This window comes from Paenibacillus sp. FSL R5-0486 (assembly GCF_037975155.1).
GTDB classification, from domain to species: domain Bacteria; phylum Bacillota; class Bacilli; order Paenibacillales; family Paenibacillaceae; genus Paenibacillus; species Paenibacillus amylolyticus.
Genome location: NZ_CP150237.1, coordinates 1028669 through 1054352 on the forward strand (window position 1 = coordinate 1028669; position 25684 = coordinate 1054352).

General features: G+C 46.9%; 20 protein-coding genes and 2 riboswitches. Of the genes, 12 read left to right on the forward strand and 8 right to left on the reverse strand.

The features are described from left to right. Positions 1 to 474 precede the first annotated feature (474 nt). From MKY01_RS04640 to MKY01_RS04670, 7 genes are all read right to left on the reverse strand, one after another. Positions 475 to 1218, reverse strand: a complete 744-nt coding sequence (locus tag MKY01_RS04640; RefSeq protein ID WP_315372078.1) for a MerR family transcriptional regulator — start codon at positions 1216 to 1218, stop codon at positions 475 to 477. 322 nt (positions 1219 to 1540) lie between these two features. After that, on the reverse strand, positions 1541 to 2206 hold the full coding sequence (gene thiE / locus MKY01_RS04645; RefSeq protein ID WP_315372077.1) for a thiamine phosphate synthase: 666 nt from the start codon (positions 2204 to 2206) through the stop codon (positions 1541 to 1543). Then, a complete protein-coding gene (gene thiD, locus MKY01_RS04650; RefSeq protein ID WP_339285588.1) occupies positions 2206 to 3018 on the reverse strand; it encodes a bifunctional hydroxymethylpyrimidine kinase/phosphomethylpyrimidine kinase in 813 nt (270 codons plus the stop codon). Before thiD ends, thiE begins: the two co-directional genes overlap by 1 nt. Further along, positions 3015 to 3827 carry a hydroxyethylthiazole kinase gene (thiM, locus tag MKY01_RS04655; RefSeq protein ID WP_036672665.1) on the reverse strand — a complete coding sequence of 271 codons (813 nt, stop codon included), beginning with the start codon at positions 3825 to 3827 and terminating at the stop codon, positions 3015 to 3017. Before thiM ends, thiD begins: the two co-directional genes overlap by 4 nt. A 926-nt stretch (positions 3828 to 4753) precedes the next feature. Further along, positions 4754 to 5827, reverse strand: a complete 1074-nt coding sequence (locus MKY01_RS04660; RefSeq protein WP_076253491.1) for an ABC transporter substrate-binding protein — start codon at positions 5825 to 5827, stop codon at positions 4754 to 4756. A 167-nt stretch (positions 5828 to 5994) separates the two neighbouring features. Beyond that, positions 5995 to 6822 carry an ABC transporter permease gene (locus MKY01_RS04665; RefSeq protein ID WP_076253490.1) on the reverse strand — a complete coding sequence of 276 codons (828 nt, stop codon included), beginning with the start codon at positions 6820 to 6822 and terminating at the stop codon, positions 5995 to 5997. Then, positions 6812 to 7576: an ABC transporter ATP-binding protein gene (locus MKY01_RS04670; protein ID WP_076253489.1), complete on the reverse strand. Its 765-nt coding sequence runs from the start codon at positions 7574 to 7576 to the stop codon at positions 6812 to 6814. Before MKY01_RS04670 ends, MKY01_RS04665 begins: the two co-directional genes overlap by 11 nt. A gap of 158 nt (positions 7577 to 7734) precedes the next feature. Further along, a riboswitch (TPP riboswitch) is annotated at positions 7735 to 7837 on the reverse strand. Positions 7838 to 8054: 217 nt separating this feature from the next. On the opposite strand from MKY01_RS04670, the gene MKY01_RS04675 reads away from it, so the two are divergent. Together MKY01_RS04675 and MKY01_RS04680 are read left to right on the forward strand one after the other, a co-directional pair. After that, on the forward strand, positions 8055 to 8930 hold the full coding sequence (locus tag MKY01_RS04675; protein ID WP_036606150.1) for a radical SAM/SPASM domain-containing protein: 876 nt from the start codon (positions 8055 to 8057) through the stop codon (positions 8928 to 8930). A 347-nt stretch (positions 8931 to 9277) separates the two neighbouring features. Then, entirely contained in the window at positions 9278 to 9946 is a 669-nt protein-coding gene (locus MKY01_RS04680) for a pectate lyase (RefSeq protein WP_036606151.1), read from the forward strand. 181 nt (positions 9947 to 10127) lie between these two features. Here MKY01_RS04680 and MKY01_RS04685 read toward each other — a convergent pair whose 3' ends face one another. After that, on the reverse strand, positions 10128 to 11081 hold the full coding sequence (locus tag MKY01_RS04685) for a copper amine oxidase N-terminal domain-containing protein (RefSeq protein WP_315371098.1): 954 nt from the start codon (positions 11079 to 11081) through the stop codon (positions 10128 to 10130). Between the two features lie 165 nt (positions 11082 to 11246). Further along, positions 11247 to 11357, forward strand: a riboswitch (TPP riboswitch). 229 nt (positions 11358 to 11586) lie between these two features. Between MKY01_RS04685 and MKY01_RS04690 the strand changes: the two genes are divergently transcribed. From MKY01_RS04690 to MKY01_RS04735, 10 genes are all read left to right on the forward strand, one after another. Continuing rightward, on the forward strand, positions 11587 to 12180 hold the full coding sequence (locus MKY01_RS04690) for an ECF transporter S component (protein ID WP_315371099.1): 594 nt from the start codon (positions 11587 to 11589) through the stop codon (positions 12178 to 12180). Further along, on the forward strand, positions 12181 to 13752 hold the full coding sequence (locus MKY01_RS04695) for an ABC transporter ATP-binding protein (RefSeq protein WP_339285593.1): 1572 nt from the start codon (positions 12181 to 12183) through the stop codon (positions 13750 to 13752). Then, the gene (locus MKY01_RS04700; protein WP_315371101.1) at positions 13727 to 14521 is read left to right on the forward strand and encodes an energy-coupling factor transporter transmembrane component T; all 795 of its coding nucleotides are present in this window, start codon (positions 13727 to 13729) and stop codon (positions 14519 to 14521) included. Before MKY01_RS04695 ends, MKY01_RS04700 begins: the two co-directional genes overlap by 26 nt. A gap of 101 nt (positions 14522 to 14622) precedes the next feature. Beyond that, positions 14623 to 16926, forward strand: a complete 2304-nt coding sequence (locus MKY01_RS04705) for a PQQ-binding-like beta-propeller repeat protein (RefSeq protein WP_339285595.1) — start codon at positions 14623 to 14625, stop codon at positions 16924 to 16926. A gap of 131 nt (positions 16927 to 17057) precedes the next feature. Next, on the forward strand, positions 17058 to 17867 hold the full coding sequence (locus MKY01_RS04710; RefSeq protein WP_339285597.1) for a methionine ABC transporter ATP-binding protein: 810 nt from the start codon (positions 17058 to 17060) through the stop codon (positions 17865 to 17867). Next, positions 17864 to 18535, forward strand: a complete 672-nt coding sequence (locus MKY01_RS04715; RefSeq protein ID WP_339285599.1) for a methionine ABC transporter permease — start codon at positions 17864 to 17866, stop codon at positions 18533 to 18535. Before MKY01_RS04710 ends, MKY01_RS04715 begins: the two co-directional genes overlap by 4 nt. 51 nt (positions 18536 to 18586) lie before the next feature. Beyond that, positions 18587 to 19444, forward strand: coding sequence for a MetQ/NlpA family ABC transporter substrate-binding protein (locus tag MKY01_RS04720; RefSeq protein ID WP_339285600.1), 858 nt, complete (start codon positions 18587 to 18589; stop codon positions 19442 to 19444). A 463-nt stretch (positions 19445 to 19907) separates the two neighbouring features. Beyond that, complete coding sequence (locus MKY01_RS04725) at positions 19908 to 21866, forward strand: methyl-accepting chemotaxis protein (RefSeq protein WP_339287084.1); 1959 nt, start codon at positions 19908 to 19910, stop codon at positions 21864 to 21866. Between the two features lie 71 nt (positions 21867 to 21937). Beyond that, a complete protein-coding gene (locus MKY01_RS04730) occupies positions 21938 to 22243 on the forward strand; it encodes a PAS domain-containing protein (RefSeq protein WP_036672654.1) in 306 nt (101 codons plus the stop codon). Between the two features lie 178 nt (positions 22244 to 22421). Next, the gene (locus MKY01_RS04735) at positions 22422 to 25664 is read left to right on the forward strand and encodes a response regulator (RefSeq protein WP_339285603.1); all 3243 of its coding nucleotides are present in this window, start codon (positions 22422 to 22424) and stop codon (positions 25662 to 25664) included. The last annotated feature ends 20 nt before the right edge of the window (positions 25665 to 25684 follow it).

The window sequence follows — 25684 nt, forward strand, 5'->3', positions numbered from 1 at the left end:
AAGGTTATATCGAAGGACTGGGAGCAGAAGAAAAACGTAGTAAAGAGCATCTACTTTAAAAGATATTTATAAAGTACTCAGAGTGAGCAGCAGTTAGGCTTGTTCACATTGCGGCTGAGATACTTACATACATAGGGACGATACGCCTGAGGGTGTACGTCCCTTTTGTGTATACACCAGGTAGGGGGATATTGCTCATAACTTTTGCAACAATTCGGATCGATTTAAATTACTTACCACATAACCCTAGTAAATATCCAGCATGTTCATAAGGTTAATTACAAGAAAGATATGTTCACCCCAAAAGGTAGGTTCAGTTATCCGAAGGGTCATTTACTGTGAATAAAGCTGATGACGAGGGATTACTTTTATCACTAGAGGACAGAGCTCTAAGTTCAAGACTATCGTTTACAGTACACATCTGACGACAATGAGAATTAAATAAAACTGTATGTGGTTGAATACAGGGTTATATTATTTGTTTTGGTCAGCAAATACAGCCATAGCATCTCTCATAAATACTGCCAAACCATCGCCAAACTGATCAATATTACGCGTGAAGCGATCATCGTCCACGTACATCTGACCAAGTCCTCTGAAGGCTTCAGGCGAGTAGCTTCCCATCTGATTCAGCCAGGTGTACCATTCTTGAATACCGGCCTGTGCCTCGGCAGATGCTGGTTCTGTGTGACGAAGTGCGGCTAGACGCTTGTAGATTTCGTTCATTTGATTGGATAGAGCCTTCTGATCTGTGGTTGATTTACTGTGCAGCTTCTGATTTGCGTGATCGACGGCATGGTCTCCCCAACGTTCCCGCGCTTCTTGTTCATACGGATTCTGGCTAAAATCAAATCCTTCGAATTGTTCTTTGGCTGTCATTTTAATTTCTCCTCTCACGTGTAAAACCGTTCTATCAATGGTAGCAATCATCTGGTCCAAGCGTTGGCGCTTCTCCAGCAGTATAAGTCGATGCATTTTAAGTGCTTCTTCCGGATTGAAGGAGGGGTTGGTTATAATGTTTTTGATCTCCTTCAGAGAGAAGTCGAGTTCCTTGAAAAACAATATTTGCTGCAACCGTTCCAGGTTGGCATCTGAATATAATCGATATCCGGCAGAAGTTACTTCGTCCGGTGTTAACAATCCGATCTCATCATAGTGATGCAGTGTGCGCACACTGATCGAGGCAAGTTCGGCAACTTCTTTTACCTTCATGGCCATGTGTGAAACCTCCTTACAACACCGATTGTACAGTGTCACGTTACGTGAGAGTCAACCGTTGAAAATGAAAAAACAAGATGCGAGCATGGAAGCTGCATCTTGATCATGGATTGATGACAGGATGTGACTGGATATGACTGAATTATTATAACATTCAGTCACTGTAGGGGAGCGGCTGTGCTTCTATGTCGAAGACATGGGTTGCTGCCGCGCCGCGGGGGTGTTTTGAGGCTCCTCTGTTATGGAGAGGAGCGTGAGCAGTTGTGGGTTGCACCATGTATGCGGTGCAGCCCACGGGGCTGGCAGTGCAGGGAGAGCAGGGCTACGCCTGCATCCCGCGAACTGCCGCAGCGAACTGCGCAGCCGCTGCGCGCACGTCGGCCGCGCCCGCGATGGCGGAGATGACGGCTACGCCGTCGGCTCCAGCCGCCATCACGGCGGCCGTGGTATCGGGCGTAATGCCGCCGATACCCACAATCGGAACTGCGATGCCTGCGGCGCGCAGTTCCGCCACCCCTGCGGGGCCCAGCACAGCATGGGCATCCGCTTTGGAGCGCGTCGGGTACATGGGCCCGACGCCAAGGTAGTCGGCGCCCGCCTGCAACGCACGGCGCGCCTCATCCACAGAGTGGGCGGATACGCCAAGCATCCGCCCATCTCCAATGCGGGCGCGTACTAGCGCCGCGTCCGCATCATCCTGGCCGACATGCATGCCGTCGGCCTCCACCGCTACAGCCAGCTCCACATCATCGTTCACGATGAACGGGACCCCGTGCTGGCTGCACACCTCGCGAAGCCGCATTGCAAGCGTGATGCAAGCTTCGCCGACCAGGGCGCCAGTTCCCTTTTCACGGAACTGGAACAGCGTAATGCCGCCAGCAATGGCCTGGCGCAGCACTTCCACAGGGTCTTGCTTTGTATTGACGCTGCCCATCACTAAATATACCTGCATCGCGCGTCGTACCGCTTCTGCATCCCAAGGGCGCATCACTGCTCACCCCGCTGTCTGCGCTGATACGCAAAATGATTTGTCGGCCCATGTCCGGCCCCAATCCCCAGCTCATCTTCGATGGCTGCCTGAATGAATGCTCGCGCGGTCGTAACGGCAGCCAGAACAGGTGAACCCTTGGCTAACTCTGCGGTGATGGCAGCAGAGTATGTGCACCCCGTTCCGTGTGTATGACGGGTTACCACACGAACATTCTCCAGATAATGAAAAGACTGCCCATCGTAGAGCACATCCACGATCATGCCACTTCCTTCATCATGACCACCTTTGACCAAAGCATACGTTGAGCCCATCTGTACAATCCGTCTTGCGGCTTCTTCCCGCTGGCTCAGATTGGTGATAGACATCCCGGTAAGCAGTTCCACTTCCGGGATATTGGGTGTTGTGATCAGGGCATGGGGCAACAGATCCGTAACCAACGCCTTTACAGCTTCCTGCTGGAGAAGGGGGGCGCCACCTTTGGCTACCATCACAGGGTCGATGACCAGATTAGCCCAACGGTATTGCTGCCATTTCTCAGCGACTAGACGAATAATCTCGGCACTATATAACATGCCGGTCTTCGTTGCGGTTGGTTGAAAGTCTTCGCCGGTCGAGTCCAATTGCTGGGCAATGCCATCGTAAGGGATGGGAAAAACGCCCTGCACACCAGTTGTATTTTGGGCAGCAATAGCGGTGATAACGGTCATGCCGTATACACCAAGTTCTTGGAATGTTTTCAGATCGGCCTGAATGCCTGCGCCGCCCCCGTTATCGGAGCCTGCAATGGTTAGCGCTTGAGCAATACTCATACTGCACCTCCACGGATCTGACGGATCTGTGCGCGTTCTGCCAAGAGGTCTGGTGTTACTTGTGCCAGTTGATTCAACAATTCAATCTGGAAGCTACCCGGCCCCTGATGAGCTGTCCGCTCTGCCGCCAGTTCAGCTGCTACACCATAAAACGCTAGCGCTTCAACAACACTGCCTAGAAGATCGGCTCCTGATTCCGCTATGGCTGTAAAAGCGCCAATCACTGAACTGAGCAGACAGCCAGCACCTGTGACCTGAGTGAGCAGGGCATGACCATTACTCGTGAGGAATGTGGATTGTCCATCAGTAATAATATCTTCTTTTCCGGTAATGACCACGACACAGCCAAGTTTATGCGCTGCCCGCTCCGCAATGCCGATTCGGTCGCCCTCACCTGATCCTGCGTCCACACCTTTAATACTCCAACTCTCACCGATGACATTAGCGACCTCTGCCACATTGCCGCGCAGTACCGTGAGACGAAGTTCACGAATGAGCATCTGCACGGTTTCCGTGCGATAGGTGGTTGCGCCAGCTCCAACCGGATCAAGCACCACAGGCACGTGATGCGCATTAGCCGATTGGCCTGCCAGACGGATTGCCTGAACGACTTTGTCATCGAGTGTACCGATGTTGAGTACCACGGCTCCTGACATCTTGGCGACATCAGCGACCTCTTCATGAGCATAGGCCATAAAAGGGGACGCACCGAGTGCAAGCAGACCATTGGCTGTGAAGGGAGCCACGACAAGGTTAGTGATATTGTGTACCAGCGGATTTTGCGTACGAACACGTTCCAGATAAGACATATAATTTCCTCCTTGTTTTGAAGTAACCCGATCGGCGGAAGTCCGATATCTGGAGTCACTCAACAGAATAATTGGATATGAGTTCCCTTGTTGAGTTGGGGCGCAGAGTCTAACAACAGCCAGATGCATTAATGCGGGAAAAGCAGAAACGTAAAATCTAAATCAATTTCATAACTCACTAAAATGGATTTTTGGAACTGGATATAGACAAATTGAATCATTCTGATCGATATCTAGCGAAACAGTAAAAAACGAAACGATACAAAATACAGAAAGTGAACCCAGGGTATTTCTCCAAACTCAGGCAAGCAATACTGTGATGGATGTTAGCATCCAACCAGTGTCTTGAAGTCCAGGCTGGTCGATACCCAACTGATTGGGGCACGATCGATCGGGGCACGACTGGTCAGACGATGTTTCTAAAGAACACAGGACGTCTTATTTGGCTGTCAGGTCCTCCTTTTGAAATGTAAGGAACATCAGACACGTTATTCCCAGAATCTCCTGACCAAAACGCTGCAAACAGCTATTTATTCTGATATAACATGTTTCAGGTTCTTTAGATTTCTGCAACCGCTCCAAATCCCTGAATAGGACGCCTCAGATTCGTTAGCGGTCGTAGCATGCTCTGTTTCGATCAAGTTAAGGAGCGTTTCAGCTCCCAGTAGGCTTGAAGATAAGCGCTAATTACATTACCAAATACATATCAACAAGCCACCCAAACGCATATCAATCTGCCCAGATGCACATCAAGCCACTTAGGATTGTTATAAATTCTGATCCTCCGATGCTTGCTTCAGGCCAATTCCATTTCGCAAAACTTCATGCATTCGATCCTACGTTTTGCTAACTTTGCTTTTAATCACATTGCTTTCATTCCCTTTATGTTCAATCACTTTTCCTTTATTCGCGTTGCTCTCCTTTATTTACTCTCCTTGCAGAGTAATAAAAGTATCCTCGGCTTTCACCGATTCAGGAATCAAATCCTGTTCAACGAGCCATGTACGTACATTTTCCCACGATTCCATTTCCTGCCGACCAAATGGTTGGCCTTCTTCATTCATGAGTGGTAGCAGAATTGCCAGGCTTTTGGTTTCGATCTCCGGGTCAAGCGGTGATGTTTCATTCTCATGAGCGAGCAGAATACTCAAGGCTTCTTCTGGATGCTCAGTCACATATTTCTGTCCTTCCTGGACCGCTTTGACGAACCGGGTAAGTTGGTCTTTTTTTGCTTCAATGCCAGCTTCACTTGCAGTCAGGACCAATTCATAATAATCAGGCACACCATAATCGACGGGGTTAATCGATTTCATGGCATGTCCTTCTTTCTCCAAAATCAATTGTTCATGGTTAATAAAACCACCCATAATCGCATCCGCTTGTCCGGAAGCCAGCGAAGGAATCAGATCGAACCCAACGTCGACCAGATTTATGTTGTCGGGATTGCCGCCATCCTTACTGATCATCGTGCGTACCATCGCTTCGTACAGAGGAATGGAGGAATAACCAACAGTCTTTTCTTCAAGATCTTTGGGTGAACTTACGTTGCCATTCGCTTCGGTCAACAGATGCACAAGCGGGTGCCGAACAACAGCAGCAATGGAACGTACAGGAATGTTCTCGCCACGCGCGAGCAAGATTTGGGGCTGGTAACTTAGGGCCAGATCAATTTTTCCGGCAGCAACAAGTTTGAGCGAATCATTGGTATCCGCAGGCATCTGAATATCGAGATCCAGACCTTGGTCTGCAAAGTATCCTTTTTCCTGAGCCACATAGATGAAGGAGTGTACTGCATTCGGGTACCAGTCGAGCATGATAGACAGTTTATCTTTGGCGTCTGATGCAGGTTCGGTTGCAGACGGATCTGTTTGCTGTGTATTGGTTGCCGAATCTGTTGTTGGCGTATTTTGGCTATTGTCTGTGGTGCTGCATCCGCTAACGATCAGCAAAAGGCTAATGAGTATGATGGGAAGCAGGGAGTATATACCTTTGTTATTCATAAATGAAGTTCCTCATTTCATCGTTTTGATTTGTAGAAAATGGGCAACAGCATGTTAACGATAATGTGACAATGAACTGATTGAAGATGTTGCTGAAATTGTGCATAAGATATGTTTTGTTTTGAAGATTGTAACTACTGTATTTACATCTAATTTCTGTCTAAGTATTATCCAACCTTTCTTTTGCCTCCATGACGATGACGCCGTATGCTAAACCGTTTCTCCAGCCAGGTAATCAGTACAAACAAAACGATCCCAAGCAGGGATAACAGCAAAATGGCGGCAAACATCGCATCCGTGTTCATGTTGCTGGACATACGACGGCTGAAGTACCCTAGACCTTTGCTACCACCGAGCCATTCGCCAATCGTTGCCCCAACCACGCAGTACACCACAGACATCTTTAGCCCCGAGAAAAAAGAGGGAAGTGCCAGCGGAACCTGGAGTTTGCAAAAAATATCCCACTTGCTGGCGCCCATGGTGAGCAACAGTTCACGCTGCTCTGGATCGCCTTGGCGGAGTCCATCGTAGGTACTGACCACAATGGGGAAGAATGCGATTAAAAATACCACGGCGACTTTGCTCCACAACGTGTAACCAAACCACAGGATAAATACGGGGGACAAGGCAATCAACGGTATGGTCTGACTGATCACGATGAAGGGATACAATGCCCTTTCAATCGATCGGTTCATATGCATGCCTGTTGCCAGCGTAATTCCAGTCACTATGGACAAGACAAAACCAACAACAACCTCCATAAAGGTAGCAGGCAGATGGATGGTCAACAGCAGACGGCGATGCTCAACCAGTGAGCTTACGATGGCCGTGGGTGCAGGAATGATGAAGGAGGGCACCCATCCCATACGCACAATCACTTCCCAGATCGCCAGTAATAAGAACATGAGCATAATGAACAGACCATATTGGGAAAACGACCTCGAGAGCCACTTTAAACACCACGTCCAGACGCTAACCTCAGCTCTATCGTGCATGCAATTGTTCCTCCAGTTGTTGCCTCATCTGCACGAGAGCCGGTTCGTAGATCATGTCCGAATGCCTTGGGCGTGGTAAAGGAACCGTCATCTCCTGCAACTGCTGACCTTGCCCTCCTGGAGTTAACAGAATGATACGGTCACTTAACAGCAGGGCTTCTTCGATGTCATGTGTAATGAACATCACGGTTTGGCCAAAGCTCTCCCACAGCTCCAGCAACCAGCGATGCATTTCTCGTTTGGTTAATGCGTCGAGTGCACCGAAGGGTTCATCCAGCAACATGAGCTGCCCGCCTGTAAGCAAGGTACGAAGCAATGCCACCCGCTGCCGCATGCCGCCGGATAACTCATCCGGATAGGAATGTTCATAACCGGACAAGCCGAACCTTGCCAATCCTGCGATGATATCGGCTCGTAGTTTGTCCTTATCCTGTCGGCCTGGTGCAAGCTCGGCAGGTAGCATGCAGTTCTCCATGACGGTACGCCAGGATAACAGCAGATCTTTCTGCGGCATATAGGCGACTCGTCCGAGCCGTTGTCCTTGCGGGACATCAGCTATATCGATGGTGCCAACGGTTGGTTCATGCAAGCCTGCGAGCAGCTTGAAGAGCGTGCTTTTACCTGATCCGCTGGAGCCGATGAGCGAGACAAATTCTCCTTGTTGAACCTGAAGCGACACATTGGAGAGCACAGGGGAACCCTTTTTTTCGGGAAAAGCAAAGCTTACGTTGTGAATGGTTACATGGTTATCCATCTGATCCTCACCCCCTTGATGTCAGACTACTGCAATAACAACGGCATCCTATACTCTGCAAAAGGAACAAAAAAGACCCACCCATTTCCGGAGAAATGAGTGGGTCTGTAAGTTAAATCCGCAATTTATCTTCACATACATGAAAAAATTCCGCTTACTAAAAGGCCGCTCCACTTCCCTCCGCTGGTATGATCCAGATCAGGTTCAAAGGGTCCGAATAGTCATATTCGTCTCAGCCGCAAGGCTCCCCTAGTGCAAAAGTTCAAGATATGCAGTTGTGTGTTCAGCATATATCAATCGAACATGAACTGTAAAGAGGCAGCATGATAGAATTCTTGAGATGAACTTGGAGTCATACCCGAACAACTGAACAATTTACCTGGGCTCCCTAACCCGATATAATAGTGGTGGCGCATATTGGCCGGATCACAAATGCAGGTGGGATTGTTCTCCCTCCTAGGCAGAATGGGGACCCGAGTTGAAAACGTTCAAAAAAGTATATATTGAGATCACGAGTATCTGCAATCTGGCATGCAGCTTCTGTCCGCAGACACAGCGTGCCAAAGGATTCATTGACCCTGAAGTCTTCAACAATATACTGGATCAAGTTAAACCACACACCAATCATATTTACTTACATGTCAAAGGTGAACCCTTGTTGCATCCCAAAATAGATCTGTTGCTCGATTCCGCACATGAGAAGGGACTCAAGGTGAACATTACAACGAATGGTACACTGCTGCCCAAGACTCAGCATAAATTGCTTGGCAAACCGGCGCTGCGGCAGATGAATTTCTCCCTGCACAGCTTCGATGGGCATGAAGGTTCAACAGATCGTGACGGGTATCTGCGTCATATTTTGTCCTTTGTACACGAGGCCGTTAAGCACAATGTCATCATTTCATTCCGGTTGTGGAATCTGACACAGGATAACTTCACAAATGCTCAGATGAATCGAAATCGGGAGACCCTTGAAGTATTGGAACGTGAGTTTAATCTGGACTTCCGCATTGAGGAAAAAGTAGTTCCAGGCAGCGGGGTCAAAATTGCCCCGAATGTATACCTGAATCAGGACCATGAGTTCCAGTGGCCAAGTCTGGATGCACCTGAAGATGACGGTAAAGGCTTTTGCCATGCACTTCGCGGTCAGGCAGCTGTGCTTGTAGATGGAACGGTGGTTCCATGCTGTCTCGATGGCGAGGGTGTGATTAACCTTGGTAATGTGCACGAGAAGTCATTCTCGGAGATTATTGAGGGTGAGCGAGCGAACAATCTGGTATATGGCTTCTCCAAACGCGAAGCTGTAGAAGAGTTGTGTAGAAAGTGCGGTTATCGTCAGAGATTTGGAGCCTGATATCTTATATCAGCAAGCCAGAAGCCATTCAAGATCACACATTTGGAGACAAATGCAGTGGTCTTTCTTTGTTATCGGGGATTAAGTGAGGGGTATATACGTTACAAATGAGCATACCAGAGGTTGATATGAGCATATTGCTTGAGAGACCTAGCATGCAAAAAATGCCGATATGACAGGGATTGTACGATGTCATGATATATCTGATCTAATGATTATTCTAGTTACCTCCCTTATTTGGTAAGATTAGGTTGTAGATCGGACAGAGGTGCACCTCTGAAGATCTTCCAGTACAAGCCCAGGCTGTACACTACCAAAAAACGAGAGAATAAGGGAGGAATAAAGTTATGAAAAAAATGTTGACGTTGTTACTGTCCGCTGGTTTGGTTGCTTCTATATTTGGTGCAGTTCCGGCTGCGGCTGCGCCTACGGTTGTAAATTCAACCATTGTGGTTCCAAAGGGCACGACCTATGACGGCCAAGGTAAAACATTTGTAGCCAATCCTTCCACACTGGGCGACGGATCTCAAGCAGAAAATCAGAAGCCAGTCTTCCGTCTGGAGGCAGGGGCCACGCTCAAAAACGTAAACATTGGATCACCAGCTGCTGATGGTGTTCACTGTTATGGCAACTGTAATATATCGAATGTGGTCTGGCAGGACGTGGGCGAGGATGCACTGACATTGAAGTCTGCCGGAACGGTTAACATTACCGGTGGGGCAGCGTATAAGGCTTATGATAAAGTGTTCCAGATGAATGCAGCTGGAACAATTAACATCAAAAATTTCCGTGCAGATGATATTGGCAAACTGGTTCGCCAAAATGGTGGAACTTCCTTTGCAGTTAACATGACGCTGGATAACTCCAACATTTCCAATGTAAAAGATTCGATTATGCGTACAGACAGCAGCACATCACAAGGGAAAATTACGAATACCCGTTATTCCAAAGTACCAACGTTGTTCAAGGGGTTTGCTTCAGGGAAAACGAGCCAGTCTGGGAACACGCAATATTAGACAGAAGATTGAATCGCTGGAGTTGGTAAAAGTTTAAGCTCTGCTTGTAATTTGAAGTTAAAATATAACGCCAAAAAGAGCGTTCCAAGGTCATTGTTACAATGACTTTGTGGGACGCTCTTTGTAATGCAGATGTCATAGTATAGTTCTGCTGAGCAATGTTTTATAGAGGATGCTCAAATTATTGCTCTCCCGGAACTTCAACGATGACTTTGCCTTTCTCGGGGACAACAGAACCGGTATCAATAGAGTCCAATTTGTTCATGATTTCGTAAGAGGTTTCTTCAAGCATGCGAGAGTACTTAAATGATACGAGTGTTTGACCTGTTACGGAAGGACGAGTCCCTGCTTCAGCAACGGCTTTGTTTTTAATAAAGAACAGGTCACCGATGGTTCCGGCATTTTTGCTGATGTTAGCCTGCCATTGTAGCAGTGCACTTCCATTTTTAAGGATATAATAACTGATCAGATCGTTATCCTCAACAACGAAGAAACGATCTTTTTTGTCTTGTTCAAAAATGTATTCAATGGATGAATCCACTGGACCCAAAGGGTTGCGAATGTCCAGACGTGCTTGTCCCAGTTCAGAGAAGCGTGGCAGATGCAGTGCGGCTTCACGCGCCACAGTCAGATCGGAACTGTTATATTCTTTTACAATCGTAGCATCGGTAGTGTAAATGTAGGCTTCCTTGGCCTTCTGGTTCCACTGCACCTTGGCACCAAAAGCTTCACCGATGGCACGGAGCGGAAGCATCGCTTTACCATTCACCAGAATCGGCGCTGAGGATAATGTCGCATTCTGACCGTTTTTCTTCATTGTTTTGCTGTTAGGTGTAAGGACATACTTATCGCTGCCTGTGCTAATGCTGATCTCTTTTGTTTTGTTATTGTAACCAAACGTATAGTTGCCGAGGAATTGAAGCTCCGTCAATGCCACGTACGTAATACCCTGCCGTATGACAACATCATATTGAGCTTGAACATTGTTAATATAAGCTGTCGGTTTAGGTTTAGTTGTTGCGGCTTCCGCCACAGTGGATGAGAGTAAGGCAGGTGCCGTGCCTGCGGTGAGTATCGAAGCGGCAAGGACCATTTTCCATGTTTTAAGCTGCCAAACAGAATTGTAATCTTTCATCACTATCAATCTCCCTTCTAATGTTTAAGACGGACTACATAACCTAAATGTTTCATATTATGGAAAGTGAACCATCAGATTCTTTCCCCTGTTACCCCAAATGAAGCATGATGATTTTTCTAGGGATTGCCACAAATACCCATCTGATGTACATTAGAAGCAATGAAATAAGTGAACCGGGAGCTCAATGAAGTTGGGCTGAGAGAGCGGCCTTGTGCCGCTGACCGTACATCTGATCTGGGTAATGCCAGCGTAGAGAACATGGATTTGCGATATGTAAGGGTGAATTGTGGGAATGAACGTGGATGAACAACAGACCTCTTTGAACTGTGGTGGTGTATCTGCCATGACGGAGGGGGGCTGGTTGATATTCCGTATTTTCGACATCCATCCAATACATCATTGTGAGGATTGTACACTGTACGTAAGGCCTGCCCGGAACCGGGGAGGCTTTTTCGTTTATTTTGATAACCCCCACAGGGAACAAAGGAAGGACGTAGAGAAAATGGCAACAAAAGCAGGCAACAAGCGATTGAAACTAACGGATATTCTGGTAACCATCGTGATCGCAGTAGTGTTTGGGGTGATTTACAAGATATGGGGACCTACATATGACTTGATGAAACCATTTGGCGTTCATGCGGAGCAGATGATCTACGGCATGTGGTTTATGGCGGGCACGTTTGCTTTTGTTATCATTCGTAAACCAGGCGTGGCTATTCTTGCCGAAGTTGCGGCATCAACGGTAAGTGCTTTTCTGGGTAGTGAATGGGGCATGTCCACACTTGTATACGGTCTGTTGCAAGGATTGGGAGCCGAGATATTCTTCGCCGCATTTTTGTATCGCAAAACCAATCTGTTTGTCACCTGTCTTGCAGCCATAGGAGCCGCAGCGGCTTCGCTTTTGCTGGATTACCAGTACGGGTATATTGATTCACTCTCGGCCTGGAACTACACGTTATTTATCGGATTCCGCTTCATTGGAAGCATCTTGATTGCTGGAGTGTTCGCTTATTATCTCGCCAAAGCATTGGAACTGACTGGTGTAACGCGCTCACTTAGACCGGTATCCAAACAAGATTATGAGGCGCTGGATTAGATGAGCGGAGAGGAAAATTCGCAAGCGGTAAGTGTGACAAATCTAAGATGCAAGTTCCCGGGAGAGGAAGCCTTGATATTTCAAGGCTTGTCTCTTTCTGTGCGTCAAGGGGAGAAAGTGCTGTTGCTTGGCCCAAGTGGCTCCGGTAAATCGACGTTATTGCAAATTCTGAGCGGTCTGATACCCCGTTCGGTTGAGATTCCGATGAAATGTGATGATATTCAGGTTCCCGCCCAAGCAGGAGTGGTCTTTCAAGATCCGGATACCCAGTTCTGTATGTCCTTTACGGATGAAGAGATCGCATTTGTTCTGGAAAACCGAAATATTCCGCGTGAAGAGATGCCTGCTCTGATTGAATATTATCTGAAACAAGTGGGGTTATCCTTTGAACAGAATCGTGTATTGATCCAGTCCATGTCTCAGGGGATGAAGCAGCGTCTTGCGATTGCTTCGATGCTTGCCATGGACCCGGAGGTATTGTTTTTGGATGAACCCACTGCACTTCTGGATGATGAGGGGACTTCCCAGGTATGGGATACCGTCAAACGGATCGCCAGTGACAAAACGATCATCATCGTTGAACACAAAATAAACAAGATTGTGGATATGGTCGACCGCATCATTGTATTATCACCTGAAGGAAAGATTGTGGCGGATGGGCCAGCACAGCAGGTATTTACAGATGAACGGGGCAAGCTGAAGGCTTATGGAATCTGGTATCCGGGTGTGTGGGATGAGCACGAGCAGGCAACTAAGGAAGAAGAGGGAAGTACTTCTGGAGAGCTTCAAGTGTGTGTGGACCACGGCATCTCAAGTTTGGAAGCACAGCAATCGTCTGGCTTATCCGATACACCGGGTATATCCCTCATCTCTCACGTCTCATCCTTATCACCTGTATCACCCGGCTATCTGCCTGCACTGGACTTGCAACAGTTCACCGGATGGCGTGGGAAAACACCCTTCATTCAGGTAGAACAGGCCAAAGTATGGCATGGGGATTGGATTGGTATTGTCGGAGCTAATGGAGCTGGCAAGAGTTCATTGTTGTTATCTCTGATGAGTATCCTGAAAACAACAGGTCATTATGAGGTGGACGGTCAGCCTTCTGGCAAAACGGAGCAGCTTGCAGATCGAATTGCGTTTGTATTTCAGAACCCGGAGTTTCAATTTGTGACCAACACGGTCGCGGAAGAAGTGGAATTCTCATTGCTGGGGGGCAGGCTGACAACGGAAGAAAGACTTGTCAGGACTGATCATATGTTGAATCAATTTGGGCTAATAGCCCTCTCCGAGCGCCATCCCTACCAATTATCGATGGGGCAGAAACGACGCTTGAGCGTTGCCTCTGCACTGGTGAGAGAGCAGCGAATACTGCTGTTGGATGAACCTACTTTTGGACAGGATGCCCGCAATACGTTTGCCATGTTAGCACAGCTGGAGCAATTGCGGAGAGAGGGAACAGCCATTGTTATGGTTACCCATGATCGTGAAATCGTAAAAAGATATTGCACCCGAATCTGGATGGTAGATGAGGGGAGGTTATCTGATGCAACTGTCGTTTCCTCACCGTGAAACCTGGCTTCATAACGTCAATCCGGGATTAAAGATGATCATTCTGACGATGATGTTTGTCATCGTTATCCTCATTCACAATCTGAATGTAATGACCAACGTTGCGATGGCGATGATGTTATTACTGTGCTGGACAGGTCATCCGTGGTACAGATTGATACTGTACGCATCACCATTCATTCTGGTGTTTATCTCGACGTCTACAGGTATGATGATGTTTGGTAAGGGCGAGACCACATGGTATAAGTGGGGACTGATCCACATAACCGAAGAGAGTTTCTATCGCGGTCTACACTTGGGTTTTCGCTCGTTGACTATGGCCGCGGCTGGGTTACTCTTTGGTCTTACGACCAAGCCTGTCAGACTGTTTTATTCTCTGATGCAGCAGTGGAAGCTTCCGGCGAAATACGCCTATAGCTTTCTGGCCGCGATGCGCATGATCCCCATTTTGCTGGATGAATTCCAGACGCTCCGTTACGCGATTCGTATTCGTGGAACACAGCAACGTGGCTCTCGCTGGAATGTGTATCGTACACTCAAGCGTTACGCTATTCCGCTGCTGGCACAGAGTATTCGCCGTGCACAGCGAATGGCGGTAGCGATGGAAGCGAAAGGGTTCACAGATGGCGCGAGCCGCACGTATTACATTCAGATTGGCTATTCGCGAGCTGATCTGTGGTTTGTATTTTATTATATGCTCACCTTAACAGCGGCTTATTACATCGGGATTACCTTTCCTTATCATGCTACGATGGTGGATGTAAGGTAATACGGGCAGATAGATAGAAATATATTGAGGTAAACGGTAACTTTTTCCTTTTTACTGCGTCTCTATTGGAAATAACTTCTAATGAATGGGGATGAACGAGAGTGAAGACGGGTCCTGACTGGCAGAGAACGGGGTACAAATGGATTACCATGACTGGATTATCAGCTGTGCTGTTGACGGGCTGGATGCTGCTGGATTCCAAAATGGTCGCCCTTGAAGGACAAGCTTTGGCTACAACGCCACAAGCATTGGGGGCAAGTTCCCAAGTCTTAACTGCAAAGTTAGCTTACAAACAAGGAGACACCGTTACGCTTATTAATGACATCCCTCTGTTCAAAAACAGAAGGGACGGCAGTGTGGCTGCTGACAAGCTGGGGATTGAATACTATACAACAAAAAACGAAAAGTATACGTTGGCCTCGGTTCGAGGTGAGTGGGTGCAGCTTAAGTCAACCGATTATGGAAACTTTTGGCTGCCAAGTTGGTATGCACTGAAGGAGAGCAGAAGTATGACGGAAACAGCTCCCCAAAGCTTCACACTCCAATCAGGCAGCAAGTTGTATCTGGTTCCAGATAGTTCTACAACTTGGTCTAGTGAGAAAGCGCTAACAGATAAGGCTGTTATTGTTGCAAAGTGGAAAGGCTGGTATGGGGTCTCCATTGCCCCACGAGTCTGGAATAAAGAATCTTTCACGTATCGGCCAGGACTCTTCTGGATCAAGGCACAGGCTATAGAACAGCGGATGAATGTGGCTGATGGCTGGTTCATTCAGGAGGCATCGCTGCCAACTTCGGTTATACGCCATCTGACAGATATGAAGCTGAACAATGCAATCACCTCCAAACAAGTGGCTGGGTGGTTAGGCGAACCGGATTGGAAAGAGAGTTCAAGCAATTTGAATGATACTGGTTATGCAATGAGTATTGGGCAGACCTGGAGATATGAGCGGGAAGATGCACAATTTCTGGTCACATTCAACAAGAATGGCAAGGTGGTCAGGACACGCTGGAATCTACCACAGGATAATCGAAATGCTGTCGTTTCCGATTGGAACATCAGTCGGGCGGATGAATATGGGTTCACAACAAAAATCTATGGCACAACACTGCCAACGACAATCCCTTGGAAACCGGTATGGACCAACCAGGGGGATATTAACTACACTTTTTTACAAGCAGCCACGGATGACGTGCTCCTGATGAAAGGCGATGACGGTGGATTTAGCGGAGGTTACTACGAAGGTTCCATATATGCCCTTGACCGACATTCCGGCCAGCAATTATGGGGGATTAACGGGGGTTTTGGAAGACAGCAGGCAGAGGTGGATGCAGAGCGCAAATACGTTACAATCTACACCGATTATGACCCTGATAAGAAAAAATACGTGGATCGTATTCGTCATCTGAACTTGAAGAACGGAAAGGTCATGTGGACGTACACTCCTAAGCAAAATTTTAGACTAAATGGCATCACCGCTGCTAAGAACGTTGTGGTTGTGGATAACCCGGTTGTTGAGAGCTCAAGCAACAGTTGGTTAACGGTTCTGGACAGTGCAAACGGAAAAACATTGTGGACGCGAAAACTGGCTACAGGTTATGAATTATTGAACAAGAGTGCAGATGACCCCTATGTGTTGTATTGGGAAAAGAATAAGCTGGTTGCAGCCGATCCGCAATCAGGGCGAACCGTATGGAGCTTAAAGGGCAAACGATCCACCATAGAACAATTTTGGAATGATCCATATACTGGTGGAATTGAACGTCTTGATCCCTTTGCAACCACGAATGCTGAAAGATGGCTATCACTAGATAATCAGTGGCTTCTGCTTGATCTGAACACGGGGAAAAAGCTTGCCCAATTCCCTGCTCGGGTAGGACAGAGATTTGAGGAGCTGAATGATGGCATGTTGTTGATCCGTGAGAACAAGAATGGCAATCATTACGGAGAATATGAAGATTTTACAACCACCCTGTATGATGCCAAGACAGGCATAACACGCTGGACGCACAAGGGCAAGATTGAACGAGGACTGGTGGAAGAGGATCAGTTGTATGTGATTAAGAATGGCTACCCGGCGGCTGTGGATTATAAAACGGGGGAGACGCGCTGGGATACCAAAGATACGATTGCAACACTAAGGCATCCGACGAATCAGGGAAGTTATCTGGTCATTGATGATCAGTTGCTGTTGCCCATGGACGAGAATTTGCTCGTAATGAACAAAAAGAATGGAGCACTGTTAGGTCGTGTACATGACGTTGTGATGGGAAACCCGGAGCACCGGGACCGGGATGCGAAGAATGGAATGATTAACCGGATCGGTAATGAAGTGTATGTGGGTTCGTCCAACGGACGTTTTCGTGTATATGAAGCCAGCCGCCTGCAGGAGGCAATCTCACCTTAAAAGCTTGTCTCGTAAGGGATGTTGATTTATTATAAATGAACAGGCTTGCTCGCGCTCCGGTTATCGGCTGTGCGGGCTTTCTTCATGTGTTCTTGAAGAACCATGCATGATCATTCACGGGAGGACTCTCCATGATCTCATTATATGGTGTAAGCAAACGTTATAACGAGCGCGGTTCCCGTGCAGATCAGGGATTCGAAGCATTAAGCTCGGTGTCCCTCGAAGTGGGACAAGGAGAAATACATGGCATCATTGGATCGAGTGGTGCAGGCAAATCCACACTTCTGCGGATGCTCAACGGGTTGGAAAAGCCGGATGATGGTGAGGTTGTTGTGAATGGGCAGCACCTGACCCAGATGAATGAACAGAGTCTGCGTCAGGCACGAAGATCCATTGGCATGATCTTTCAACACTTCAATCTTGTCAGTAACCGAACGGTGAGTGGCAATGTCTGCATGCCATTGGAGCTTGCGGGTATGCCCCGTGCGCAGCGAGTTGAACGTGGACTTGAGGTGCTGCGGTTTGTTGGACTGGAAGACAAGACGGGGCAATATCCTGCTCAGCTTAGCGGAGGACAGAAGCAGCGTGTGGCGATTGCACGAGCGCTGGCCAGTCGTCCGGATGTGCTGCTCTGTGATGAACCGACCTCTTCGCTTGATCCACAGACCACGAACGGTATTCTGGATGTGCTGCGACATATCAATGAAACGCTGGGCGTGACCATTGTTGTAGTAACGCATGAGATGGAAGTGGCTCGCAGACTATGTCACAGGATATCCGTCATGAAGGATGGGCGACTCGTTCGTACGTTGTCTAAAGCGGAAGTGAGCAGTATCCCTGCTCCGCAGCCTGATCTGTTGACCTCCTTGCTTGCGGGTGACGAATACGGGATGACAGGTTCGTCTCTGTTCCGTCAGGCAGAAAAGGAGGACAAGTCATGAGGTTACCTGAGTCTGTGCTGAAATATCAGCATGAGATATGGCAGGCGATCGGAGAGACTTTTGTTATGGTGGGTATCTCCATTGCGGCAGCTGTTCTGATTGGGTTACCTCTGGGTACACTGCTGTACTTATTCCGGAGAGGACAACGGTATCAGAATCAAACGCTGTCCTTTGTACTCGGCAGTGTCGTTAACATCGTTCGTTCGTTTCCGTTCTTACTGCTGGTTGTATTCATGATTCCATTCACACGGATTGTTGTGGGAACGTCCATAGGTACGCTGGCGGCAACCGTGCCACTCTCAGTTATTGCCATTGCCTACTACGCCAGACTGGTGGAACAAGCGTTGCTGGATGTACCGAGGGGAGTGGTTGAAGCTGCTTCTTCCATGGGGGCATCGACGATGCAACTTGTGGTGAAGTTTTTGTACGTGGAGGCACGATCTGGTCTTGTACTGGGACTCACAACAGCTACGATTAGCTTCATCTCCTACTCGACGGTGATGGGTATTGTAGGTGGCGGCGGTGTTGGTGATTTTGCCATTCGCTACGGTTATCAGCGCTTCGAAACGGAGATTATGGTATTTACGATCATCATTATGATTATCCTGGTACAGATGATCCAATTCACAGGTAGCAGACTGTCCCACTGGCTGGATCGCAGATCCTGAACGGTTGGACCGTGCATTGCATTATTAAGAATAACCAATACAGATTATACGATGAGGGGTAGACATGAAATGAAAGTGAAAATGATGCTTATGTTGCTTGCAGTAATGCTGGTTGTAGCTGCTTGTGGCAAAAAAGAAGAAACACCTGCGGCTGAAGGAACAAAAGAAGATACACAAGCTGCACAAGAAGTTACGCTGAAAGTAGCCACGTTGATTCCACCGATGACAGACGTACTGGATATTGTTAAACCGCTTTTGAAGGAAGATGGCGTCAACCTGGAAGTTGTTGTGCTGTCAGATAACGTTCAACCAAATACGGCACTCGCGAACAAGGAAGTGGATGCAAACTTCTTCCAACACGTGCCTTACATGACCCAGTATAATGAGGCGAACAATGCCAATCTGGTGGCTGTACAGCCTATCTATAATGCCATCTATGGCGGCTACTCCAAAAAATACAAAACGATTGAGGAATTGCCAGAAGGTGCAACGATTGCAATTGCAAACGATCCTTCCAACATTGGTCGCTCTCTTGTAATGCTGGAGCAGAACGGGTTGATTAAGCTGAAAGAGGGCGCAGGTTTTAACGCCACCCAGGCAGACATCACCGAGAATACAAAGAACTTCAAGTTTGAGGAAGTGGACTTGTTGATGCTGGCTCGCATGGTGGATGATGCTGATCTGGTAGCCATGACACCGGCATATGCCAGTCCGCTCGGTCTTACACCGAAGAAGGATGCATTGTTAACCGAGAAGGATGATTCCCATTTTGCAATCACCATGGTTGCCCGTGAGGATAATAAGGACTCCGAAGCGATCCAGAAGCTGGCTAAACGCATGGCGGGTCCAGAGGTCAAAGCCTTCTTCGAAGAGAAATATGCAGATATCGCGATCCCGGCATTTAAATAGAGAATACGTTGGTCCAATGTAAATAACCTTTAGATCTGAGCGATAACGCTTGGATCTTTTTTTTTGTCGTCCGCTCGCTTATTAACAAGTATTTAGAAAGTTAACAATTTGGTCATATCCCCGGAACACTTTATTTAATAGTTTTTTCGTATAATTTGTTTGAAAATAGTTCTTTTGGATTATAAATTAAGAGATTTGTTCGAGTTTTGTAGTGTAAAGAGTGTTTTTCACAAGAAGTGAGACCTAGTTTTTTGAAAAGATGGTTTACAATCTATGAGAGCTATACAAGAGCTATATAAGTTGTATGAATCATTCAGCAATTGGCGGTTGTTCTGTCATCGGAGTGGCAAGTGTAAATAATCACTAGTTCAACTTATAAGTAGATCAAGTAAAACTAAAATTTATCTGGAAGAGGTAGAGAAATTTGTCCCGAAAAAATAGCAAATCGACCTGGTTCAACAAGATGCATAAGAACTTTAAGACCAAGCTGGTGGTGTCCTTTATTGCTTTCCTGGCCATACCTTCGTTAAGTATTGGAGTTTTATCGTATAACAGTGCAAAAGATGAAGTGGAGAAGCAAATTTTACATAGTGCGATGGAAAATGTGAACCTTGCCAGTGCAACGATAGATCTTTCAGTCAATGCCAAGCGGAACCACATTGAATATTATGCGAGTACACTCGCGGAGCAATTGCGTCAAGAAGATGCCGAGGTTCGGGTTGTGAACGAATTGAAGGGGTATGCCGCACAGAACAAAGATATCATCACCATAGGTGTAGGCACAGAGGCAGGTGTGTATCTGATGTCCTCTGATGCGGAGATGCCTGAAGATTACGATCCGCGAACAAGACCATGGTACACAGAAGCGATGGGTACTCCACAGCAGGTCATTGTTACAGACCCTTATATTTCTGCCGAGACAAAAGAGATTACCATTACGATTGCGAAGGCACTGGAAGACCAATCTGGTGTGGTCCAACTGGATCTCAATCTGGCGGACATTAGTCAATTAGTTAGCGGAATTAAAGTTGGAGAAAAGGGACATCTGATTCTGCTGGATGCCAGCGAAAAGTATATCTATCATCCGACGATGCAACCTGGAACAGATGCAACAGAAGATTTTTGGACACAAGTGTATACGAATGAATCCGGTAATTTCAACTATACCTTTGATCAGGTTGATAAGGTCATGTATTACGCCACGAATGCATCCACGGGATGGAAGGTCGCTGGCACCATGTTCTCCTCTGAAGTTGAGGATGCCGCTGCACCTATTCTGAATCGAACGATTATGGTCATCGTTTCTTGTCTTGTCATCGGAATTTTGATCATCTGGCTGGTGATGCGATCGATTGTTAAACCGATCCGTCAGTTGAAGGATCAGGCGATTCAGGTGAGCGAAGGGGATCTAACCCAGACCATAATAAGTACAAGCCATGATGAAATAGGTGAACTGAGTGAGGCTTTTGGCAAAATGCAGCACAATCTGCGTGTGTTGATTCAAAATGTGGAGAACAGCGCCAGTCAGGTAGTCATCTCATCGGATGAAATGACTCAGAGTGCGGAATCAACCAGTGCAGCCAGTGAGCAGGTAGCGCGAGCCATTCAAGAAATTGCGAGTGGTGCGGAGAAACAGACCGAAGGTATTGAACATAACCATCAGGCCATGAATGAAATTACGATTGGTATTACAAGAATCGCCGAACGTTCCATACATGTCGCTGATTTGGCGAAACATACAACCGTACAAGCAGAAGAAGGCGGCAACACCGTCAAGCAGACGGTGAGTCAGATGCAATCGATTCAAGAGACAGTAGAACAGACAAACCAATTGATTCAGGCGTTATATGAACGATCACACCAAATTTCAGCGATCACGGAGTTAATCGGAAATATAGCCAAACAGACAAACCTGCTCGCGCTGAACGCATCCATTGAAGCTGCTCGTGCAGGTACACATGGCAATGGATTCGCCGTTGTAGCAGCAGAGGTTCGCAAGTTGGCAGAGCAATCCGGGCAGTCCGTCAATGAAATCACCGTGCTGACTACGGCGGTACAGGAAGATATGGCTGCTTCCGTTCGCATGATGGAGAAGGTGACTTCAGAGGTTGGAGAGGGCATGGACATCTCTACAGAAGCGATTCGGAAGTTTGAACGTATTCTGGATAGCATGCGGGAAACGACACCTCAGATTGAAGAGATTGCTGCCACATCGCAAGAGATCACAGCAGGTGTGCAGGAAGTATCTGCTGTATCCAATGAGTTGGCAGGCATTGCGTCAGGCAACGCCGCAACTTCCGAAGAAGTGGCCGCTTCCTCAGAGGAGCAACTGGCAGCGATGGAGCAGATTTCTTCCTCGGCTCGTGGCTTGTCTACCCTGGCTGAAGAGCTGCAGCGTCTGATTAGACAGTTTAAGTATTAAACGGGATCGTAGAAGAGAGTATCATACAGGGACAGCATCACATCATGTTTCATTAGAGGGAGTGGACAACCATGCAACTGGAACTCAAAGCCTTCTTACTGCTAACGGATGCGGTCATGATTACAGATGAGGAGGGTGTGATTCTGGATGTGAATTCCGTTTATGTAACCAAAACAGGATTCTCACGGGAGAGCACCATAGGTCAGCCTGCCCGATTGTTAATGGATACCCACTGGAGAGGAAATCAGACCTGGTCCGGCGTAGCCAAACTGATGAAGGCTGATCAGGAAGTGTGGGAAGCCCAAGTTACGATTACATCGGTTCATTTGGATGATTCTCTTTTTTATATCAGCATATTTAATGATGAATTTTCATGAAAAAAAACGTTGTTTGGTGATAAGGGGATGTTAGCTGAAAGTAGTAATTATTTTCAAAAAAATGGTCAATATCGTCAATTGAATAAGGGAGCACGGCATACTATGATTTGTGTACTGAGGAACTGCGACCATGAATCTGACAACATTCATTGAATGCATGAAATCCTGAAGTCGTAATGTGGACGGTGACCATTTGCTACGCGATCTTGTATTAAATTTCACGCTAATTTTGATCTTTGTTTTCCTAATTCATCACTATCTGAACCATACAAATGCTACCCGTTCAACATCCATCACGACTCGGATCATTATTGGTATTACGCTGAGCATGTTGGGCACGGCGCTCTATTATTTCTCTATTGTGCTTGAGGATGGTACATTGTTGAATTTCCGGGCCATTGTGTATCTGCTTGCTGCTTATTTTGGTGGGAGTGGCTCTGCTTTCGTTACTTTTGCATTCATGTGGATGTTTCGGATTAATATGGGGCGTAATCCCTTGTTGGAGAACTGGCAGTATGCGTTGACAGAGTTATTATTTGTTGTAGCCATATGTCTGATCTTTAAGTATATCAGGGGATTTATACAGAAGTGGTTGTCCGGAGCGTTGCTGTTGATTACTGTGTATGAGTTTTCTGCACTAAAGACCAATTCCCCTTCTCTGCTAATGATGGGGCAGATTCTCTTTTTTCAATGTATCTGCCTGCTCTCCGTTATATTATTCCTGTATTATCTGAACCAAAATCATCGATATAGGAGATTGGTCATTCAGAGGGATCAGGAAATGCTAGAGATGCTTCGTATGCAGCCGGGTTTTACTTTTAAAATCCGAAAACACAACGGAAAATTCGAGTATCTTGTGCTTGAGGGAGAGATGCTCTCCCGACTGGGCTTGGATATGAGTAGTCTGAAGCAAGATTACAAACTGGGCACATTGGATATTTTACCTCAGGAAAAGGTAGAATTTCTGCGAAAGCAGTTTAACCGGGCATGGGAAGGGGAATCTTTTTTTTACGAGATTGAGCATGGAGGTTACTATTCGCTGGTGAACGTTCGCCCTCTGCGAGAAGAGGGTGTGGTGAAATATGTCGTGGGATATGGACTTGATATTACGGAGCACAGAGCGGTTAAACGAAGGATTCAAGAAAGTGAAGAGCGATATCGAACACTTGAGCGAGTGTCGGCAGACTGGTTTGTCGGTTTGGATAACAACAGATGTATTGTGTCAGTGAATCAGAAATTTCTGGATGTTCTCGGTCTCGGCAGGCAGGAAGTGATTGGGCGTCAGCTTGAAGAATTGTTGTTCATTGAGCAGCTGGAGACCTGGTTGTTCGTTTTCCAAAAAGCCTTACATCACAAAATAGCACAGGATACGGAACTGAGTTTTATTGTTGGAGAAGGTCATGAGCAGCATGTTCGGGTTCACCTATCCCCTGTTAAAGTATTAAACTCGAGTGAGAAAATTAAGGCAGTTATTCATGACATTTCGGATCACTATAGACGTGTTAAGGCTGACAAAGCAAGCCAGGCAAAGAGTGAGTTTCTCGCATTCATGAGCCACGAGATTCGTACCCCACTGAGCGGTATTATCAACTTTTCGTTGTTGCTTCAACGGACAGATCTATCTCCACAACAAAAGGATTATTTGAGTAAAATCAATGCGTCCTCCCAAACCTTGCTTTCCCTCGTAAATGATATTCTTGATTTTTCGAAAATTGAGGCAGGCAAGCTGATGTTGGAGAAGGTCTCTTTTTCACCAGAGGATGTGATCAAACGTGTGGCAGATCAGATCGGTGTGGCCATCGGGCACAAAGATATCGAAGTGATTTTTACAACCGATCCCGATCTGCCATTAACGGTGATTGGTGATCCGTTCCGACTTGAACAGGTGTTATTGAATCTGCTCAGTAATGCGATTAAATTTACGGAGCATGGATATGTAACGTTGCAGGCAGAGGTTCTTTCATTGGAGGCGGAGCGAGTTCATGTCCGTTTTGAGGTACAGGACACGGGAATCGGAATGTCACCCGAACAATTGGAACGGCTCTTTGTCCCGTTTACTCAAGCGGAACCCTCGACGTATCGAACATATGGTGGCTCTGGTCTTGGGCTGGTCATCTGTTACCTTCTGGTCACCGCTTTGGGAGGAAGCTTGCGGGTGGATAGTGTTTTGGGAGAGTACAGTCTGTTTTCATTCGACTTGATATTTGAACTTGCAGATTCGGAAGAAGAAGAGAGTTTCTCCCTGCAGACACACCCTCTCCTATATGGTGCGAATGATGTGGTTATCATTGAAGATGATGAACGGATGGGCGCAAATCTGAAGCAACTGCTCTATTCATTCGGGATGAATTCGACGCTGTATACTTCCTTGAACCATATGATGGAAAGTGATTGGTATGTCCATCATGTAGATGGGACAAGTTCGATGTTGATCATGTTGGATATGGATGCAGAGGAGACCGTCAACGGATCGTCATGGGATAGTTTCATGAAGCGAATGAATCAAACCAAATTTCAAATGGTGGGTTATACCCATGCTTTTAGTGAAAATGCCCTGTGGAGTGAGGAGAGATCCTTTCGCCCCGATCTCTTGATGATCAAACCGATTACACGTCTGGGATTGTTCGAAGTATTACTTGCACTTCAGGGTGAAGGGCCATTGGAGAAAAACCGGATGATAGAAGGTGATGAATCCTACTTGCTTAAATCCAAAGGGCACATTCTGATCGCTGAAGATCATGAAATCAATCAACTGGCCATTAGGGCCATGCTGGAACATAACGGATTCAAGGTGACGCTGGCAGACAGTGGCACAGAGGTTTTGAAGAAATTGGACGAACAAACATGGGAACTGATTCTGATGGATCTCTATATGCCAGCTATGAACGGAATTGATGCAGCAAGGCACATTCGCAAGATGAGGAAATATGATCGTACACCTATTATTGCGATTACAGCGAATGGTTTAAAAAGGGACCATGAATTATATCTTGAAGCAGGTATGAATGCCATCCTGACTAAGCCCATACATGAACAACAGCTCGCAGACATTTTGGAAATATGGATTGATCTAAAAGGCATAAGGGAGATCAATGGAATTGATGCAGATAAGGCGATCAGACAGATGGACGGCAAGCCGCATATTCTGCAATATGCGCTCACGAAATTCAGAATGGAGTATGGCTCGTTTCAGAAAAAACTGGCGATTCAACATCAGCAACAACAGATTGCTGATGTCATTCGTAGTGTTCATTCTCTTCGAGGCGTAGCTGCGAATCTGCATGCAGTGGACCTGATGTGTGCAGTTCTCCAATTGGAATCGCTCTTGTTCCGTCCGGTGTTCAAAGAAGAGGAACTGCGTTTGGTATTGGAGAAGGTACAACAGGAAATTGATAAAATTACCAAGTCCCTGCCATGGTGATCGGAATGAAGCTGTGTTGT